This window comes from Bradyrhizobium sp. CIR48 (assembly GCF_014198315.1).
Classification (GTDB): Bacteria; Pseudomonadota; Alphaproteobacteria; order Rhizobiales; family Xanthobacteraceae; genus Bradyrhizobium.
Map to the genome: position 1 here is coordinate 304,789 of NZ_JACIHG010000011.1, position 15,822 is coordinate 320,610.

General features: G+C 56.2%; 17 protein-coding genes. 9 read left to right on the forward strand and 8 right to left on the reverse strand.

Annotated features, from left to right (window positions below; translation table 11 throughout):
- The first annotated feature begins 87 nt into the window (after positions 1-87).
- Positions 88-303 (forward strand): hypothetical protein, encoded by a 216-nt coding sequence (locus tag GGD66_RS31145; RefSeq protein ID WP_312014205.1) that lies wholly within the window; start codon positions 88-90, stop codon positions 301-303.
- A gap of 281 nt (positions 304-584) precedes the next feature.
- Here the strand turns inward: GGD66_RS31145 and GGD66_RS31150 are convergent, their stop codons facing one another.
- From GGD66_RS31150 to GGD66_RS31175, 6 genes are all read right to left on the reverse strand, one after another.
- A complete protein-coding gene (locus tag GGD66_RS31150) occupies positions 585-2,663 on the reverse strand; it encodes a hypothetical protein (protein WP_183260192.1) in 2,079 nt (692 codons plus the stop codon).
- A 111-nt stretch (positions 2,664-2,774) separates the two neighbouring features.
- A complete protein-coding gene (locus GGD66_RS31155; protein WP_183260194.1) occupies positions 2,775-3,545 on the reverse strand; it encodes a competence protein CoiA in 771 nt (256 codons plus the stop codon).
- A gap of 368 nt (positions 3,546-3,913) precedes the next feature.
- A complete protein-coding gene (locus GGD66_RS31160; RefSeq protein WP_210321722.1) occupies positions 3,914-5,329 on the reverse strand; it encodes a UvrD-helicase domain-containing protein in 1,416 nt (471 codons plus the stop codon).
- Positions 5,329-7,032: an ATP-dependent endonuclease gene (locus GGD66_RS31165; RefSeq protein ID WP_183260196.1), complete on the reverse strand. Its 1,704-nt coding sequence runs from the start codon at positions 7,030-7,032 to the stop codon at positions 5,329-5,331. Before GGD66_RS31165 ends, GGD66_RS31160 begins: the two co-directional genes overlap by 1 nt.
- 755 nt (positions 7,033-7,787) lie before the next feature.
- Positions 7,788-8,153 (reverse strand): hypothetical protein, encoded by a 366-nt coding sequence (locus GGD66_RS31170; protein ID WP_128957203.1) that lies wholly within the window; start codon positions 8,151-8,153, stop codon positions 7,788-7,790.
- A gap of 353 nt (positions 8,154-8,506) precedes the next feature.
- Positions 8,507-8,863 carry a hypothetical protein gene (locus GGD66_RS31175; protein ID WP_183260198.1) on the reverse strand — a complete coding sequence of 119 codons (357 nt, stop codon included), beginning with the start codon at positions 8,861-8,863 and terminating at the stop codon, positions 8,507-8,509.
- Positions 8,864-9,048: 185 nt separating this feature from the next.
- On the opposite strand from GGD66_RS31175, the gene GGD66_RS31180 reads away from it, so the two are divergent.
- The 4 genes from GGD66_RS31180 (at position 9,049) to GGD66_RS31195 (ending at position 11,948) form a co-directional block, all read left to right on the forward strand.
- Positions 9,049-9,624 (forward strand): site-specific integrase, encoded by a 576-nt coding sequence (locus tag GGD66_RS31180; RefSeq protein ID WP_183260200.1) that lies wholly within the window; start codon positions 9,049-9,051, stop codon positions 9,622-9,624.
- A gap of 128 nt (positions 9,625-9,752) precedes the next feature.
- Entirely contained in the window at positions 9,753-10,706 is a 954-nt protein-coding gene (locus GGD66_RS31185) for a hypothetical protein (RefSeq protein ID WP_183260202.1), read from the forward strand.
- Between the two features lie 224 nt (positions 10,707-10,930).
- Positions 10,931-11,494 (forward strand): hypothetical protein, encoded by a 564-nt coding sequence (locus GGD66_RS31190; protein ID WP_183260205.1) that lies wholly within the window; start codon positions 10,931-10,933, stop codon positions 11,492-11,494.
- 118 nt (positions 11,495-11,612) lie between these two features.
- Entirely contained in the window at positions 11,613-11,948 is a 336-nt protein-coding gene (locus GGD66_RS31195) for a DUF3768 domain-containing protein (RefSeq protein WP_246789048.1), read from the forward strand.
- A 28-nt stretch (positions 11,949-11,976) separates the two neighbouring features.
- Here the strand turns inward: GGD66_RS31195 and GGD66_RS31200 are convergent, their stop codons facing one another.
- Positions 11,977-12,207, reverse strand: a complete 231-nt coding sequence (locus tag GGD66_RS31200; RefSeq protein WP_183260206.1) for a helix-turn-helix domain-containing protein — start codon at positions 12,205-12,207, stop codon at positions 11,977-11,979.
- A 98-nt stretch (positions 12,208-12,305) separates the two neighbouring features.
- Here GGD66_RS31200 and GGD66_RS31205 point away from each other — a divergent pair, with 98 nt between their 5' ends.
- From GGD66_RS31205 to GGD66_RS31220, 4 genes are all read left to right on the forward strand, one after another.
- Positions 12,306-12,938, forward strand: coding sequence for a DUF4339 domain-containing protein (locus GGD66_RS31205; RefSeq protein WP_183260208.1), 633 nt, complete (start codon positions 12,306-12,308; stop codon positions 12,936-12,938).
- Between the two features lie 133 nt (positions 12,939-13,071).
- Positions 13,072-13,968, forward strand: coding sequence for a dienelactone hydrolase family protein (locus GGD66_RS31210; protein ID WP_183260210.1), 897 nt, complete (start codon positions 13,072-13,074; stop codon positions 13,966-13,968).
- Between the two features lie 22 nt (positions 13,969-13,990).
- Positions 13,991-14,335: a hypothetical protein gene (locus GGD66_RS31215; RefSeq protein ID WP_183260212.1), complete on the forward strand. Its 345-nt coding sequence runs from the start codon at positions 13,991-13,993 to the stop codon at positions 14,333-14,335.
- A 186-nt stretch (positions 14,336-14,521) separates the two neighbouring features.
- Complete coding sequence (locus GGD66_RS31220) at positions 14,522-15,010, forward strand: hypothetical protein (RefSeq protein ID WP_183260214.1); 489 nt, start codon at positions 14,522-14,524, stop codon at positions 15,008-15,010.
- Positions 15,011-15,210: 200 nt separating this feature from the next.
- Here the strand turns inward: GGD66_RS31220 and GGD66_RS31225 are convergent, their stop codons facing one another.
- Complete coding sequence (locus GGD66_RS31225; RefSeq protein ID WP_183260216.1) at positions 15,211-15,636, reverse strand: hypothetical protein; 426 nt, start codon at positions 15,634-15,636, stop codon at positions 15,211-15,213.
- Between the last annotated feature and the right edge of the window lie 186 nt (positions 15,637-15,822).

Consider the following 15,822-nt stretch of genomic DNA (forward strand, 5'->3'; position numbering starts at 1 on the left):
CTCATTGTTCTTGTTTCGTTCTATTGGACAAAAATCCCAGGTTTGGCCATGCCTACACTCCAATTCATCCGCTCGGAGATCGAGCACATGCACAGGCAGATCGGTCGGCAGCGCAAGGAAATCCTCCAACTCCAACGGGCGGGCATTGCCACGGCTTCGGCCGAAGCACTCCTTGGCCGGATGCAAGCCAAGGTCGACGATCTTTGCGATCAGCGGGACCGGCTCAAAAGCGAAGAGACCAGGCGACCGAGCTACGCCTCCGGCAAATCCCTCAAAGGCACTCCAGCACATCGCCGAATCTGATGGACAATCTCCGGCGATTTCCAGCGCCGTGGACTATGGAGGAGGAAGAGGAATGCTTCCGAGTGACGGACGGCAACGGCTTCACCGTATGCTGCGTCCTACATCGGCAGGATCTCCACAACTGGGGCTACCAGTACGCCCACCAATACCTGTCACGCGATGAGGCAAGGCGGATAGCCAAGGCAATCTCAAGGCTGCCCGACCTGCTGAAGCGGCCGCAGTATTGAACGCGTTGGTGGGACGGGGATGGCGGATCTCTTGCAAACGCGTGGCTTCATTCGTCAAGGCTGCCTGTGTTTGGCGAGGAGGCCCATACGCGCGCTGTGAGAAACCTCCGTCATTATATCCCCGGTGCCGAACGTAATGCTCCCGAGTGGTGCCAGCGCCGCGCGGAGATCAGCGGACCTGCGACAAAGGAAGTACAGCTGATCGATCGACAGCCACCAGCAAGAGGGCAAATAGCGGTGGAGAAACTTGTCTGTGGGTTCGCCGGTCAAAGTGAGTATCGCGGTGACGCCATCCTGAAGTGCCGCAATCGCATCATTTACCTTTTGCGCCTCCCTTTGGTTGGCGGGATCTACGGCCGTGAGTTTAACCCCGTATAAAGCGCCAATCAGGCCACGTAAGAAGACCCGATCCTGCATTGACCCGTGATCGGTCATTGTGACGCTGACTTTCGTCAGATGCCGTCCGTTGAGATGCAAGGACTTACCGCTGACGAAGTGCAACCCCGATCCGTAGAGATGCTTCTCGTGACGGGCCATCTGGACCAAAGGATCGAGGAAGCCTTGCGCCAAATCGACTGCCGCGGACAAGGAATTGCCGGCTCTCGCCGCATTGGTCAGCGGCTTTTTCTTGCACTCAAGCAAAATCAGGTCCCGGTCCGTTTCCGAGGCTAAATCGACCTCGAATGTGGGGGACTTCCTGGCGGCCCCTTCCTTGTATTGCTCGCCCAGGATTTCCGGTGCCTTGCCGGTGCTCGCGATTGCGTCGGCTGTCAGGAGTTCGAGGGCCGCGCCCATCACCCGCTCAAGCTGAGAATTCTTCCCGCCGCGCAGGAGCGCGTAGACCCGCTCGTAAATTGCCCGCCCGAGAATCGCCCGCGGAGGAATCAGCCAAACCTCCTGGCTGAGCCGATAAAGCGGGAAGTACGGAGCGTTCCGCTTGGAAGTGTCGAAGGGAGTACAATAGCCGTCGTTGAGCTTCTCGGCAGTTATGGTGAGCAGCTCAAATAGGTGGCTGACGCCAGCAAGTCCCAGCTCAGCATCTACGTGCTCGCAGGGGTGGGTGACGACAAACTTGTCCACCGATGACACTTTGAACAGCGATGAAACGATGCGCCTCCATTTCGCCAGCGGAATAGCAGGCAGGGGGATTCCGGCTGCTTCAACATGACCGAGCCACTCCTTCAGCAGATGTTCCGCTACAGTCGGCTGCCACTGTTGAAATCCGAAAAGTTCATCCCAGAAGATGCGGTCCACCAGCGTATGGTGAAAGTTGCCGAGTGCGACGCTCATGTTCTCGTAGACGACATACGATTCGACGTCGAATACGGCACCTAAATCGCGCGCGAATTCTATCACCTGCCCGAAATCATCCTTGGGGTGTCTCGACGTTTGCGCCGCGTTGAGGTGCTTGAGAGCCAGATTGTATAGGAAATGAAATGGGACACTTGGCTCTCGATGCTGACCTAGCTGATCAACCACCCGGCCGTACAGAAGCGATCCTTCGTAAATGCGCCCGTTGGCGGTGTGCCATGCCAAGATGCCGTTGATAACGTTCCTGCCGCCGATCGACTGAATTGTGGCTTCAATGTCCGCGCATATCCTAGACACGTCTTTGCCGTCCAAGTTCGGTCCGAATGTTGATAACGCGACCTTAAATCCACGTCTTTCCCAACGCATACAAGCGTCGGCGACTGCGTGGGCTCGAGAAAATCGGTTGATGTCGTAATGATTGAAATCAGCTAGCTCCATCGCGCGGCGTGCATTTGAGATCGCCTGCTTCCAGCTCGCCTCTTCGTCGAAGGGGACGATGAAGTGCCGATCCTTGTGGTCGTCATCGGGCTGAGCGAGAGCGTCCCTTATGTAGTTTATTATTGCGTACTGCGCCGGGTCGACACGCCCGAGAAGCGCCGCGATCAGGATCGGCTTGCGAAGGATCGAGACCGCGTCCAACAGTAAGCCGCTATCCAACCTGAACAGCAGACTCCTGATCTCCTTTAGTCGAGCATCTTGTTCCTTGCGCCTCTCCGCCTGGATGTCCGGGACGGGACCAAAGCTTTCCGTACCGGACGCAGTGGTAGCAAGCGCCAGATAAGTGGCGAACGAGGATTCAGTCAAAGGGATCGTGTTCGTCATCGATCAGTGGACCGCCTTGCATGCGTGACCGGCGCGGGGCGCAGGTCTTTGCCGTAGTTCTCGGAGGGAGTGGAGTAGCTTTCGCTAACGAGGCTAAATCCTAGCGACATACTAAAGGCGCGGGCTAGGCCGCCCTGGCGGGATTGGCCGATACTGCTGTTGGGCGCGCAGCTCTCGAAGGACCTGGGAGAAATTCGAAAGAATCTCCTTCGCTTGTATCAGCTGAGCGCGACTAGGAGCCACACGCACAAACTGCTCAGGTGACATGCCAACAACAACGGCATGGCCCTCCGCTCGTCCCGGAAGCAAACACCAAAGCGTATCCTTGAGCGGATCGGGAGACGTTCTTACGTCGATCCCCCGGAAATCAAAGATCACGGGCACTGAGCTTTCAAGCCACAGCTTGGGGAAGCACTCTTCCGGGAATCTGAGAAGAAAATGCCCAACGATAATAGGTCTAAGCCCATCCATCCCTCTCATGAACCTTGGATAGTCGCCTTTTAAGCGCGCGCCATCCACGATCCACAGCATGTTGCTGTAGAAACTCTCGCGCGCGACCCGTTCTTTCGAGTCGAGATACGAATGCTGAAACTCAATCACGAGCCCATGGCTGGTGCAGACATCAGCGACGTGCCGCTCTCCCGTTGCCTCATCATGAAGAATGGTCTCTTGGAACTCGGACGGAAAGCGATCCTTCCAAGCACGGTGCCACTCGGTCTCCTTTTCGACCCAGGAATCGCAATCCTGTAGTCCCCGATGAGCCCAGTGCGACATTCTCTGCGAGCCGCACTTGGCAATAACTTCACCATTGCACCTGGAGCACGTTGCCTTTCCGCCAGGAAAGGCTTCAACCCGTTGCTTGGCTACAAGGGCATATTTCATTTGGCTCGACGCTCCCGCTTGCGCTGCACTCTACGCTGAATGTTGATGCCAGCCAAGCAGACCTCGCGCGGCCTATAGGCGACTCACAGTTGCGAGGGTCTCGATGATGTTGCGGATATGCAGGAGTTGCTGGAGGCCGTGTATGCGGTGAACTTGAATGGCTTTGCGGGCGAGAATGGCAGGCTTTTGCGGAAGTCGAGAAGTACGAATGCCAATCAAGAGATCGCGCGTGGGACGGTGCATATGATGATGTTTTTGTACGAGATGTCTGGATTATCCTGCGTAACGTATGTCTTCGCGTGGGTGTGGTTAAGGCCACCTGGCCCTATCAGACTCGCGCACAAGGGATCGGTCGGTTTCCGCGTTGATCAGGCAGGCTTGAGCACACTCTTGCTTGCACAAACGACGAGCCGGCGAGAGCCTCGTGTCATCGCCACATAAAGGTTTCGACGGTTGAGGTCGTCCGCATCCAAGATGACGGACACGTCTGCCTCCAACCCCTTTAGCAGCAACGTGCTGCCGACCGCTCTCTTCGGCAGTGGACGACCGAGTGCGCGGGATTGTTCTCTGACAGTAACTGCAGCTTCGTGAAAGCTCGGGCCACCGTCAGCTTCGGCCATCTGCAACGCTCTGATGCACCCCCTTAGAATCCCTGGGCGATGGCTCCGCACACCAGGCTGCTCACCCATCGCACCGAGCAATTCTCGTACGCCTGCATGGCTAGGACGATCGGCGAAACGGATGGCAGAACCCTCTAGGTCTGAAGCTGGCTTTCGATTCCTTGCGGCTTTTAGGCTTTCCACCCGCTTCAGCAGAGTGGCGCCGCCGACGCTCGTCATAACGTCTTCAGCAAACGAGACGACTTGATCCAGTGCCTTGGTTGATTTCAGATCGAGATTACGCGCAAAACTAACAAGGTCTCTAAGGTCTACACTTTCAACGGCTGTGGCGCCTGGCGTCCGACTGGCGAACTGCCGTTGCATTTGAGGGCTCGTGCTGTCACCGATTATGAGCACGGAGCCATTCGCGTTTGGCGCCTTCGTCTGGCAAGCTGACAGCCTCCGCTCGAACGCATCCTTTCCGCTCGTATCTATCCAGGAGGCATTGGCGTGCAGCGACTTTAGCTCAATCGGAGTTCCTTCGAAAAGCTCTTTGCGAACATCTAGCAACCAGCGGCCGAACTTCTCCTCACCGACATTCTTCCATCTCCACGGTATGGTAAGCTCACCGGCAAGAGGAAAATGCTTGCACACGTGCTCGTCCCAGTCAGCAAGCTTTCCCTGAAAGTCAAATATCGCTTGCATTGGGTCGCCCAAGACGCAGGTAGGGAACGCCGGAGCCATGAAATAAACGATGGCATGCTGCGGGACGTTGCAATCCTGATACTCGTCTACAAACAGCCGGCTATAGGTGGAAGCGAGAACATCAAGTCCATGCCCGGCCTTGAGCATTCGGGCAGCAGCGCCCCGAATTTCAGGATAGTCAGTCTTGGGATTCTCCAGCTTGAGGATCTTGGGGTCAGCATTACTGCGTTTTGGAAAAGTGGAGATAAGGCGCATCGCCCAGCCATCGATGGTGGAAAGGCGGTAAGACTTTGAAGGAACGCCCGCTTTTTCCAGTCGCCCGCGAAGAGCGGCGACCCCGGCATTGGTGTGGGTAAGAACGAGAATGGGTTTCTCGGGCGTCTCCTTTGTTATCGCTTGCGCGATAAGATGCGTCTTGCCGCACCCCGCCGGAGCCGTGACAGTGCCGCGTTTAATGTCGAGCAGATTGATGTCGGCCATCAGGATTCATTTATCCACTCGTAGACGTCGTTGACGACATTCCAAAATCCTTCGTCCGCAGTTGTGTCCGTCGCGACGATGTCTTCAGCAACCCCCTCCATTAAGCGGACGGACTTAAACCAGCTGTTCTTTTTGCTTCGGGCGGCCTTGGCGAGAATATTGCGGTTCGTTTCCGACAAGTCCGTTTTACAATCGCCCAAGGACAGTGCTCCAAGGGATTCTGAGCTGATGTGAGCATCGATGAGCTCTTCCCCATGAAGCCCTTCTGCGCGGGCGAGCAAGCTGAGCACGGCGTCATCCGATAAGCTGAGGAACAATTCGTCCTCTATCGCCCGCCCCTTCCGCCATTTGAACAAGCTGTGCCCTAGGTCCGTGAAGGCCTTCTCCACAGTTTGATCCGGCTGCTTGTCGTCATCACGGAATACGCAGACCCGGTAATCTAGACGCACAAAGGCGTTTGCGCGCTTATAGATGTGATCGCAACCTCCGGCATCGACAAGCGCGATGCCAAGCGCCGTCAATGATGACCGGCCCTGCGATACATCGTAATTGTCTAGCCCACGCAAAAAGCCAACTTCGCTAGCCCCTTCGCAGACGATGACGGACTTGGCAAGGAACGCCTCGGGAAAACTGCGAATGGTTCCCTGTACGGCGTCCTCCGTGCCGAGCACTGTTGCGCAGTGCTTGTCGTCAACCTCGCGGACCACAAAGAGCTGGCCACCAGACAGTTCACGGACAGCCACAGGCGAATGCGTGGTCAAGAACGCTTGCAAAGGTGGTTTCTTTTCCTTGGCACCCAGTGAACTAAGAAGCCGGATAATTCGATGAGGCTCAAGGCCGTGCTCCAGTTCGTCGGCAAGAACGATTGTGGCGTCTTTTGCTGCTTTGCGCTGGAGCCCCGCAATCAAAAGGCGCGTTGAGCCGAGTCCTAAGCTTCTAAGGGGAATTCCTTCCTGACTGTGAAGCGATACTGTTCCGCCGCCGAACGACACCGAATGAGCATCCAGCATAGCCTTGAGTTTGTCCCCCACAGGAATGCCGAGCTCTTTTGCAGCCTTCGCAACGATCCCAAGAGTCTCGCCAAGCTGAGCGTCGGCTTCGTCTCCGAATGCGGATCGAGCTTCGCGCGCCGCCTTTGCGAGGGCGGCGGAAGTATCGGCTCTCTCTTCGGAGAGGCGGTTCAAGACCGAGCCGCGACGCCATGCGAGGTTATAGTCGGTTAGCGCGCCAATCCGCGTCGGGCTTACCCGGACTCGGTCGCTCCAGTTGAGGTTACGAGATTGCGACTGCGCCTCAGCGCGATCGGAAACCAACGTCCACACCGGTTCGAGATCGCCTGCGACCGTTAAGCGGAACGTAAGAACGGTTTCACAGCTTTTTTCTGGCTCGTCCTCAATCGTCTTAGCTTCTGCGTTACACCCACGCAGGTAATTGCCATAGGCTTCCATATTCTTGAGAGAGTCATCGAGTTCGCCGAGCGTAACTGTGATGATAACCGGCTTGTCCACGTCAAGATTATAGAAGTCTGCGTCGGTGAACTGGAAATTGCGGCGCGCGCCAAGGCACAAATCAATAGCATCCAGGATCGATGACTTGCCGATATCCCCCGGCCCGACCAGACAATTGATACCAGGCGACGGCCACCAGTTGAATTCGCGAATGGATCTGAAGTTCTTGATTTCGATGTAACGAATACGTGCCAAAGCGCCCCCCGTTGTGAACAAGTCTCTCACAACCTTTGGTGAATTGCCAGATCGTAAAGTATTGGCAATTGGTACGGTAAGGGCATTTCCAGGATACAAACGAACGTCTGACGATCATCCAACAAGGAAGCGCGCCTGCGCGCATGAAGGCGAGCGTTTACGGGCTCGCAAGAGCAGGCCCTTCGGCCCGTGAGGGACGGCTTTGATCAACGATCTACGCTATTCGTCCCTAAACGTTTTGTTGTGGTGGAGAGGGAGGAAGTCGTCCCCCTGACCTCAAGGTCATGAGCCTGACGAATGATCGCGAAGCTGCCCTCGCTTGATTAGCGTTTGTTAAATTCCCTTGCTAAGATCGCTGCAAGCCCGCAAACCCCGTAGCGAAATCAATTTAAAGCATCGGGCCAAACGCGAACTGATAAGCTTTCTCTCATTTTCTTATCAGTCGGAACCTGCGTCCGCTCGCTTTCTTGCCACGCGTCCCAGATGCACCTGCTTTTGAGGATGGCGTCAATCGTCTTGCGCGCAGGGACTAATATGTCGTAATCGCGGGCGCTGGTAGCCCGCGATTGCCATTCATCTTAATACTGCTACCTTCAGGCAATCGCCCGATGCCACCGAATTCCAGCGAAGCATCGGATGAGATCAGGTTTTAGACTGGTCATTGGACTGCCTTGAAGAGCATGTTAGATCTTTATTGAGCTAAAAAAGTCTCGACGCCGAGTTCTGCGCCGAGACAGTTTCTTCTTTGTCAGTCTCTAATGGAGCGACGTTTTCTTGTCTTTTTCCGTTCGCTTGCGACGTCCTGTCCCGGACTGCCGCCGAGTGTTCCGAGTTTTAGCGACTTGCCGGCTGATCTCGTCAATCGAGAGCAACAAGAGAGTGACGAATTCATCCGCCTCGAGCAGCGCGGTCATCGTCTCGACATGCTGGTCGGGGTCGATAGTTTCGATATCCATCGCGCTCAGCACCGTCAGTTCTTTGGCAACATCGACGGCGAGGGCCGTCACGAGCCCCTCTAAGGCGTAGGCGCGCTGGGCGCGCAATTCGACTTCGCTCTTTCCGACACTGTCGGCGGCGACGGCGTTTTCCAGCCAATTGTCGACGTCGTCGTCTGTTGTCATCTCGTCTCCTTTGGTCGGGACTCTCGCTATCATCCTTCGATCCGTCAGTCTCGCTTTTCTCGACATTGATCTCTCTCCTGATACATTGCGGTGATGCGCAAATTGCCATCACGGCATCATTTACAAGTTTGATTTTTTGAGCCGCCAAATGCGTCCGGGTCCCAAAATGACTGACAAGCTTTCTACCAAAGCGGAGTCAGTCGACACTGATAAGAAAATTCTGATTTCCTTATCAGTTGCTGCGCGTGTCGCACGGAGGCTATGGTCTTGGCGCGAAGACACACTCTTAGCTTGCTGGTTTGACATCAGAGCAATGATGGGGACAGTTGTCCTGACCCCATCGAAGTGATGCACTAGGCTTCTCGCGCCGCTCGGCCTGCGAGATACGTTACGATCTCAGACTGAACGAGCGGTTTATGTGTTGGCAAGCGAACTCTCAAATTTTGCGCGGCAACGCGAGCCTCATACTCCATTTCTTCAAGTGTTTTGACGAACTCCCTCGCTATTCTCACCTTCGTAACTCGATTGGCCTTCTTCAAGTCAAGGAAGCGCTGACGAAAGACACTGCATTTTCCCCGATACCTACGAATGATATCCATACACTCCGTCATCGTCTTATCCGTCATTCCGATTGCCACCGCTGCTGTTGCGTCGCTTAGCTTGATTTTTTTCCTGATCGCCTTTTTTGTCGTCGGCTTATCTTTGTTCATTTTCATTCTCCTAAATGGCTTTATGCGTCGCGAACGCGATCGCAGATCCCATTTACAAGATCGCGTTCATCGAACCGGATGAGGAGCTTCCAGTGGCGGACAATCTGTTCAGCTTGCAGCGCGCAAATTCCCCTTGCGCTCATAGTCAGATTCTCTAGAATCTGCTCGTAACTGGTTTGAATGAAATGGCTGGCAAGCAAGCGAAGACGCTTTCGACTGATCACATCGACGATCTCTTGTTTTTCGCCGCGCACTCTCGCCACCCGCTTCGCAACCGTCTCATCGTCTTGCTCTCGGTCAAGGCAGGTCTTCGCGCCGCCGAGATCGCCAAATTGACATGGGCCATGCTATTGGACCCAAGTGGCGAAGTAGCCGGCACGCTTGAAGTTCGCGACAAAATCGCCAAGAAGCGCAGCGGTCGGTCAATTCCGATTCATCCAGATCTCCGAGAGACCCTCGTCGATGCACGGCGGCGGTGTGAGGGGCACGGCCCCCTCATTCGATCGGAGCGCGGCGGCGCGATGACACCGATGAGCATCGTTGTCTGGTTCAGTCGCGCTTATGACGAACTTGGATTCGAAGGATGCTCCTCGCACTCGGGGCGTCGAACTTTCATTACGCGAGCGGCTCGCTCGGTTCACAAGGCAGGCGGCTCGCTGCGCGACGTCCAATTGCTGGCCGGCCACCGATCCATCCAGACGACGCAGCGCTACATCGATGGCGATAGTGATGCTCAACGGAGGCTAATATCTCTTATCTAGCAACCAGCGTTTCGGGTCGACGCTCGGCAAAGGGTCCCTCCGGCAAAAGGCTGGTCCCGGCGAAAACCATTGATCCGCTGGGACGGGCCGAAAGTTTGATCCGGACTGTTTGCGCGGTCGCCGGATCGATGTCGTTCCTTGACGAGATCGACGAGGAGGTTCGGCACGCAGGTCTAGATCGAGCTGTCGGGCTCGCCGACACACCGCCGATTTTTGATTGGCTCGTTACGACGTTTAGCTTCCAAGGCATCTCAGATCGCGTCGCGCGCGACTACATACACAGGCATGGCACCGCGTCCTGGTCGGCGATTGCAGCTAACGAGATGAATCCGTCCGCCTGCCCTAAGCTGCGCAGCTACTGGCATTTCGAGGGTTGTCGATACGACAAGACAAGCTTCACCTGCGCCGAGCCCGACCACATCGATGCGTGCCCCCTGCCCCGGCCGCACCTTCGCAACGGCCGACTGAATCAAACCGCGTACTCGCTCTTCTTGTTCGTTCGCGACCTTGCGAACGACGACCTGGTGGGCTGGATCGACAGCCAACTGGACGGCGCGAGGGGTACGACCAGGGCCGAGCTGGAAGCCGCGCGGCAGGAAGCCTTGATCGGCCCCCTTCGCAACGTCTACGGCGTCTCCGACAAGATACTGATGATGACGCTTTCGACCTTGCTGATCGGAGCGCGCGAGCACCGATCACTCTGGCTTGAAACTGGTACCGCGATGATCGCGGTGGACACGTTGGTTCACAACTTCCTGCATCGCACGGGCATTCTACAGGACTGCGATAGTTCTCATGCTTATGGCGCGGCCTGCTACAGACCGGGTGGGTGCGCTGAGATCATCAGGACGTTAGCCGGCCGTATCGATGCGCGCACATTGAACCCTGTCTTCCCGAAGAGGTTCGCGCGATTTGTGCAGAACGCTATCTGGCGGTTTTGCTCAGGCGACTGCCTGAACCTTTGCAACGGCAACCGAATTGACGACCGGCATGCCTGCCAAATCGGCTACTGCCACCTGCACCAGAGGTGCGACCGAATACCGTTAAAGAAGGCAAAAATAGACGTAAAAACAGTCACTTAGAACACGTTTGCGGCGAATGATTTGCTTGAGGCAGAAACGCGATTCGTCTATACTCGCTCTACAAGGTCTAGTAACGACTTTGCAATTTATAGTGGAGAACAATCCGTGATTAGTTTGTCTCGGCGGGCATCTGACCCGCCACTGTGGCCAAGCCACGACATCGCTAGAATTGCCGACCACGGGGCTCGCTTATCGGGCCCCGTCCGTTTTTAAGGAGGAGAAATATGGGAAAACAGCCAGAGAAGAAAACGGCCAACGCCCCAGACAAGCTCTTTGTCTTCGGCCTTGATGAGGATGGAAAACCACGGGGCGCCCGGTTTCCGGAGTTCAACGAGAAGGTCGTTAGCGCCGCGACTCAAATGAAGTTGGCGTCCGTGCACGCGGCCTCGCCAGCAGTCACCGAGATCGGAATGAAGCTGCCCGTGGGGAGGCTGTACGCAAGCGGTAAGGCATTCGTACCACCGATCCGGCGCGATCTCCTTAGCAAGCTTAAGGCAGCGCTCGAGGCGCCCGAAGACGATAGCCACGTTCATCAACCCGCACCGGCGCCCGAAAAGGCAAGAGCTGGTGGCGTTGGTGCTGCTGGCCTGCCGCGCACGTGGGAGAGCATCGATGTCGGCCAACTGGTGCTCGTTGAGGACGATGACCCCGGATACGGCTGGTGGCCCTGCTTGGTGACCAAGCGCGAGGGCCAAGTCTTGACCCTTCGGCTACGCGACTACCCCGACAAGGGGACCTACGTGCGGCACATCGCCCAGGTAGGCCTCGTCAACCCCGGCCCAGAGTAGCCTTCGAAACTTGTCGCCAAGCCCGGACCACGGCCCGGGCTTTTATACGCTGACCATGCCGGGCGCTGATCAACGCCGACCCAGGCAGAACCACCAAAACAGAGATGGAGAAACAGCCATGTCCATGCAGACGGACACGGATCGCATTCGCGCGCTCAACGACGAACTTCGGCAGCACCTTCTCGGCGGCGGAGCCGTGATCACCACGGGGATCGCAGAACTAGGCGCTGAGGCGGTCAAACGTCTGGTCAAAACCATTGCAGTGTTCGACGACTTCTGTCAGGCCAACGACCCACACAAGGAGCACGATTTTGGCGTCTTTGATTTCGAAGGGACGCACGTCGCGTTCAAGATCGACTACTACGACAAATCTCTTACCTTCCATTCGCCCAACCCAGCAGATCCCTCCGTCACCGAACGGATAATCACGATCATGAGGGCTGACGAATACTAACTCCCTCGGTATTTATCCAAAATATGCTTCACTGCTCGCTCAAGAGCTTGACGAGCGGCACCGACAAAGCCTCAGCAATTCGGGCCATCGCCAAAAGGCTGGGGTTACGCCGCCCTCGCTCGATCCCGCCGATGTAGGTCAAGTCCAGGTCAGCTTCGAACGCCAGCTTCTCTTGGGTCATTCGACGCTGCTGGCGAATACGCCGGACATTCTTGCCAACAATGACGCGCCAATCGTGCATTGCACGATGGAGCACCATCGGGCATATAGTCTCTAGGGACTATATTCCATATTAGCGAGATTTTGGATCGAAGCGAGGGCGAATTCCAAAAGACTGCCTTGAAACAGGAAAACCAAATGACTGAAGAACTGTCTGCACCACCCCCGCTGCCAAACTTCGGAGACCCGAACAACCAGCCATCAACAGAGTGGTACTACGTGGCGAATGGCTCCCGGCAAGGACCTGTGCCCGCTTCGGCTATCAGCGAGCTATTGAAGAGGAAGGAGCTCAAGACCGACACGCAGGTTTGGCGGAAAGGCATGTCCGAATGGAAAAGCCTGCGTGAAAGCGATCTCGCGGAGTTTGTTGCGGCGGAGCCGCCCGCGATTTCGGGTCAGTACATCGGTAATGGTTACGTCTGGACGCTCGCGCTCTTGCCTCTGCTCATCGGAGTAATCGAGGCAGTCGTGACCGCGAGCAATCAGGAAGCTGCGGCTCGGTCGTTGGTACTGGGACTTCCCTATCACCCGAGCAAAGGGCTGCCGTTCCAGATTCCTCTTCTCGTCAATGCTTTGCTCGGTTGGCTCGATGATCGAAAATTAAAGCAGGCCGGGTACGGTTCTCGGGTAACCCGTGTCACAGCCGTGCTATTCCAGCCCGTCTATCTGTTTCTAAGGGCTAAGCGCCTCAAGCAGCGGCCGTACTACGCCGTCGCCTGGATCATCAGTTTTATTGCTGGCTTCCTGATATACGCTTCGGTCGAGGGATAGACGTAATGCTGATGCCGGGCTCCTTTTGCGAGCCCGGCCCTGTCAACCCATGCATCCATACTGGTTCACCCGGGCGACCGGCGTGCGTCTTTGCTCATCATTCATCTGGAAACTCCAAACAGCGAGCCAAAGAATGAAACGTGCATTCCTTTTGATCCTGCTGCTATTGTCCACGGAAGCGTCGGCCGAACAAGTGAGAATTCCTTGGAAGGGTGACTACCCACACAATTCGGCCAAACACTGGTCTAAGGACAGGCCCTACGGCTCCGGCTTCTCGAAGAACTTCAAGAACGGCGCGCCGGAGGAGTTCGCCGAAGTGCAGAGGGATGGCGAGTTGAACGCTTTCATCTACCCAAAGGATACGAAGAATCCGGTGCCATTCGTGCTCGTGCTCCATGGCTGCGATGGCTTGTCGACGCTTACTAAAGAGTGGACGCAGCATGTTGCCGATGTGCTCAATGTCCAAGGCAGCGGTGCGCTGGTGCTCGACAGTTTCACGACGCGTTATGTTGATCGCAGTTGCGGGCCCGCTGACCTGCACTGGGGTCGTCGCCGTGCCGACGATGCCTATTCCGCGCTCGATTACCTCATCGCCAAGAAGCTCGCCAAAGCTGATGAGGTCTACATCATGGGCTACAGCAACGGAGCTACGACCGCACTCGTGTCGATGACCAGCCAGGAGAACGATCACAGGCAGCACTTTGCGGCGGCATTCGCGGTTGCTCCAGGTTGCAGTCCATCATTGCAGCATTCCGCGGTGTATACCGGACCGATTGTCATCTTTATGGGCGATCAAGACGATGCGAATGATCCAAAGTGGTGTCTGGAACTGGCGCAGAAGAAGCGGTCGGTTCCGGTGCAGATGATCGAGTACGGAGGTGCGACTCATGGCTTCCCGGTGAATGCGCCTGCACACGATTTCATGGGCTGGCACCTCAGCTACAGCCCGACCGCAGAAAAGGATATGATGCAGACCAATATCTCAGCGATCAAAACCAAGAAGTTCGCCAAAGGCGTCGAGCTCCGATGATAGCTTGTCCCAGAATCTTGTCATGGGTCAGAAATCGGAACCTGCTGCATTCGAACAGGTCTATGTCGTCGGTCTGGACGACGATGGGAGACCGCTCGGCGCGCGGTTCACTATTTTAAGGGACAGTATCGTTTCCGCGGCCATGGATATCACAAACTGCCGGGTTCTAATTCGACAGCCCGCCGAGGTGTGCGCAGTAGCCAGAAAACTGCCGGTAGGACATGTGTTTGGCTCGGGCAAGATGGTAACGTTGTTCCTGCCGAACATCCGCCGCGAGCTCTATGTTGCGATATTGGCGGCGGAACGACTTGCTGCCCAGCAAGACAACCTCCGGGTCGCGGGAGCGCTTCTTCATACGATTCATTGAGCCTGCCCGGTGGCCGCATATCTTTTCTGTCGTCGAGAATGCCGCCCAACAACGCGTTCTCGACTGTTTTCGCGAAATTTTGCTGATCTGTATCGGCAATCTATTCTGGATGAGAAATACCTGTTTTTCCGCACGAATGATCGCCTCAGGCGACCCTAATTTCTCAGACATATCGCCTGAGAAAAAATGGGAAAAATCATCATGCAGACCACCCAAAAAGACAAAAGACTCGCTAGGCGCTTGTCGCCCGAACTCGCAGCGGCCATTCGCCCCGCAATGGAAGCAGCAACAGGACTGAGGCTGCGTGGCGGACGGTTCGAAATCTACAACGTGATGGAAGCGGTCTATTCCGTCTACAGGGATTGGAAGCACCGCAAAATCGCAAAGCGGTCGGCTCGCGCCCTCGCCGGCCAGCTGGGCATCGCAGAGCGCAAAGGCATGACCTCGATCCGCGTTTTGATCGAAGCAGTCTTGCCTAACGCGAACCACAAGCAAAAGAGCCGCTGGGTAAGAGCTCTGGAATACATCTACTCTCGGGATGTCCCGGCCACCAAGCTCCGGCAATTCGCGCGACGGCACGATGGATTGGCCGGATGTGCGCGGGCAGCCGTGGAGATTAAAAGGAAGCGGAGGCGCTCGCTGCGCGATTTTCCAGAGGGCGATTGGGGTGACTGAGCTGCGATCATCTGCAACAGGCTATCGTCGGCACAACGGGAATCCAAGTATTTCGACGCCCGTCTAGCCCGGCAATGCGGTCGAGGCGCTCAGTGCTCTCGGCGTGCGGGCAAAAAAGAAAACGGGCCCCACTAAAATGTAGAGCCCGCGCCTTCTATTCTAAACATCTTTAGCGACTCGGCTCAACCGACGCGCCCAGTTCACGCTATATCCGCTTCCGCTGCCATATCCTCAACGTGGCCCGCCAGCTTTAAGAGCCCCTTATCGAGCTCGGTGATGCGACGTACCGCAAGCGCCAAGTCCGACCGCAGCTCCGCCACCTTTCGGGCGAGGCCAGCGCACCCCCATAGCTTAGCCGTTAACTCGGACAACCCTTCTGCCGAGCTCGTCCGCAAAATGAATGGCGAGTCGTCCTTTATCTTTCGGGCCTCGAACCTCAAACTCCCGCTATCTGCAATGAAATCGAATAATTCTTCAATCTCATCGGGGAGCAGCGGGCTTCTCTCGCATGCTGCGATAGCGTGGGTAAGCTCCTGAAACTGCTGCGGACTGCATTTAATAGCATTTGCTCTTAGCTCGCTGTCCGCGAGCGCGTTTAGTCCGGCGAGGATGCTGTCGTAACTCATGATCATTTCTCCGTGGTTCGCCGCAGCTTCGCGGCTGCATTCCCAACGGGCATTTACAAGATCGCGAAATTCTCGCGGGACAGGCTAACGACCTAGGCGCAAGCGCACCCTTCCGGCTAAGGTGCTCGCTCAGGCGCGTCCGCATCGGCGGTAGCGGCACAGGCTCACACAACATTTCATGGTGAG

What these genes read in the sequence shown, in the direction of transcription:
- GGD66_RS31155 (WP_183260194.1), bottom strand. Translation starts at nt 3,545, where the DNA reads ATGAAATATGCCCTTGTAGCCAAGCAACGGGTTGAAGCCTTTCCTGGC.
- GGD66_RS31170 (WP_128957203.1), bottom strand. Translation starts at nt 8,153, where the DNA reads ATGACAACAGACGACGACGTCGACAATTGGCTGGAAAACGCCGTCGCC.
- GGD66_RS31200 (WP_183260206.1), bottom strand. Translation starts at nt 12,207, where the DNA reads ATGGTGCTCCATCGTGCAATGCACGATTGGCGCGTCATTGTTGGCAAG.
- GGD66_RS31195 (WP_246789048.1), top strand. Translation starts at nt 11,613, where the DNA reads ATGTCCATGCAGACGGACACGGATCGCATTCGCGCGCTCAACGACGAA.
- GGD66_RS31180 (WP_183260200.1), top strand. Translation starts at nt 9,049, where the DNA reads ATGGCTGGCAAGCAAGCGAAGACGCTTTCGACTGATCACATCGACGAT.
- GGD66_RS31150 (WP_183260192.1), bottom strand. Translation starts at nt 2,663, where the DNA reads ATGACGAACACGATCCCTTTGACTGAATCCTCGTTCGCCACTTATCTG.
- GGD66_RS31210 (WP_183260210.1), top strand. Translation starts at nt 13,072, where the DNA reads ATGAAACGTGCATTCCTTTTGATCCTGCTGCTATTGTCCACGGAAGCG.
- GGD66_RS31205 (WP_183260208.1), top strand. Translation starts at nt 12,306, where the DNA reads ATGACTGAAGAACTGTCTGCACCACCCCCGCTGCCAAACTTCGGAGAC.
- GGD66_RS31220 (WP_183260214.1), top strand. Translation starts at nt 14,522, where the DNA reads ATGGGAAAAATCATCATGCAGACCACCCAAAAAGACAAAAGACTCGCT.
- GGD66_RS31145 (WP_312014205.1), top strand. Translation starts at nt 88, where the DNA reads ATGCACAGGCAGATCGGTCGGCAGCGCAAGGAAATCCTCCAACTCCAA.
- GGD66_RS31225 (WP_183260216.1), bottom strand. Translation starts at nt 15,636, where the DNA reads ATGAGTTACGACAGCATCCTCGCCGGACTAAACGCGCTCGCGGACAGC.
- GGD66_RS31160 (WP_210321722.1), bottom strand. Translation starts at nt 5,329, where the DNA reads ATGGCCGACATCAATCTGCTCGACATTAAACGCGGCACTGTCACGGCT.
- GGD66_RS31175 (WP_183260198.1), bottom strand. Translation starts at nt 8,863, where the DNA reads ATGAACAAAGATAAGCCGACGACAAAAAAGGCGATCAGGAAAAAAATC.
- GGD66_RS31185 (WP_183260202.1), top strand. Translation starts at nt 9,753, where the DNA reads ATGTCGTTCCTTGACGAGATCGACGAGGAGGTTCGGCACGCAGGTCTA.
- GGD66_RS31190 (WP_183260205.1), top strand. Translation starts at nt 10,931, where the DNA reads ATGGGAAAACAGCCAGAGAAGAAAACGGCCAACGCCCCAGACAAGCTC.
- GGD66_RS31215 (WP_183260212.1), top strand. Translation starts at nt 13,991, where the DNA reads ATGGGTCAGAAATCGGAACCTGCTGCATTCGAACAGGTCTATGTCGTC.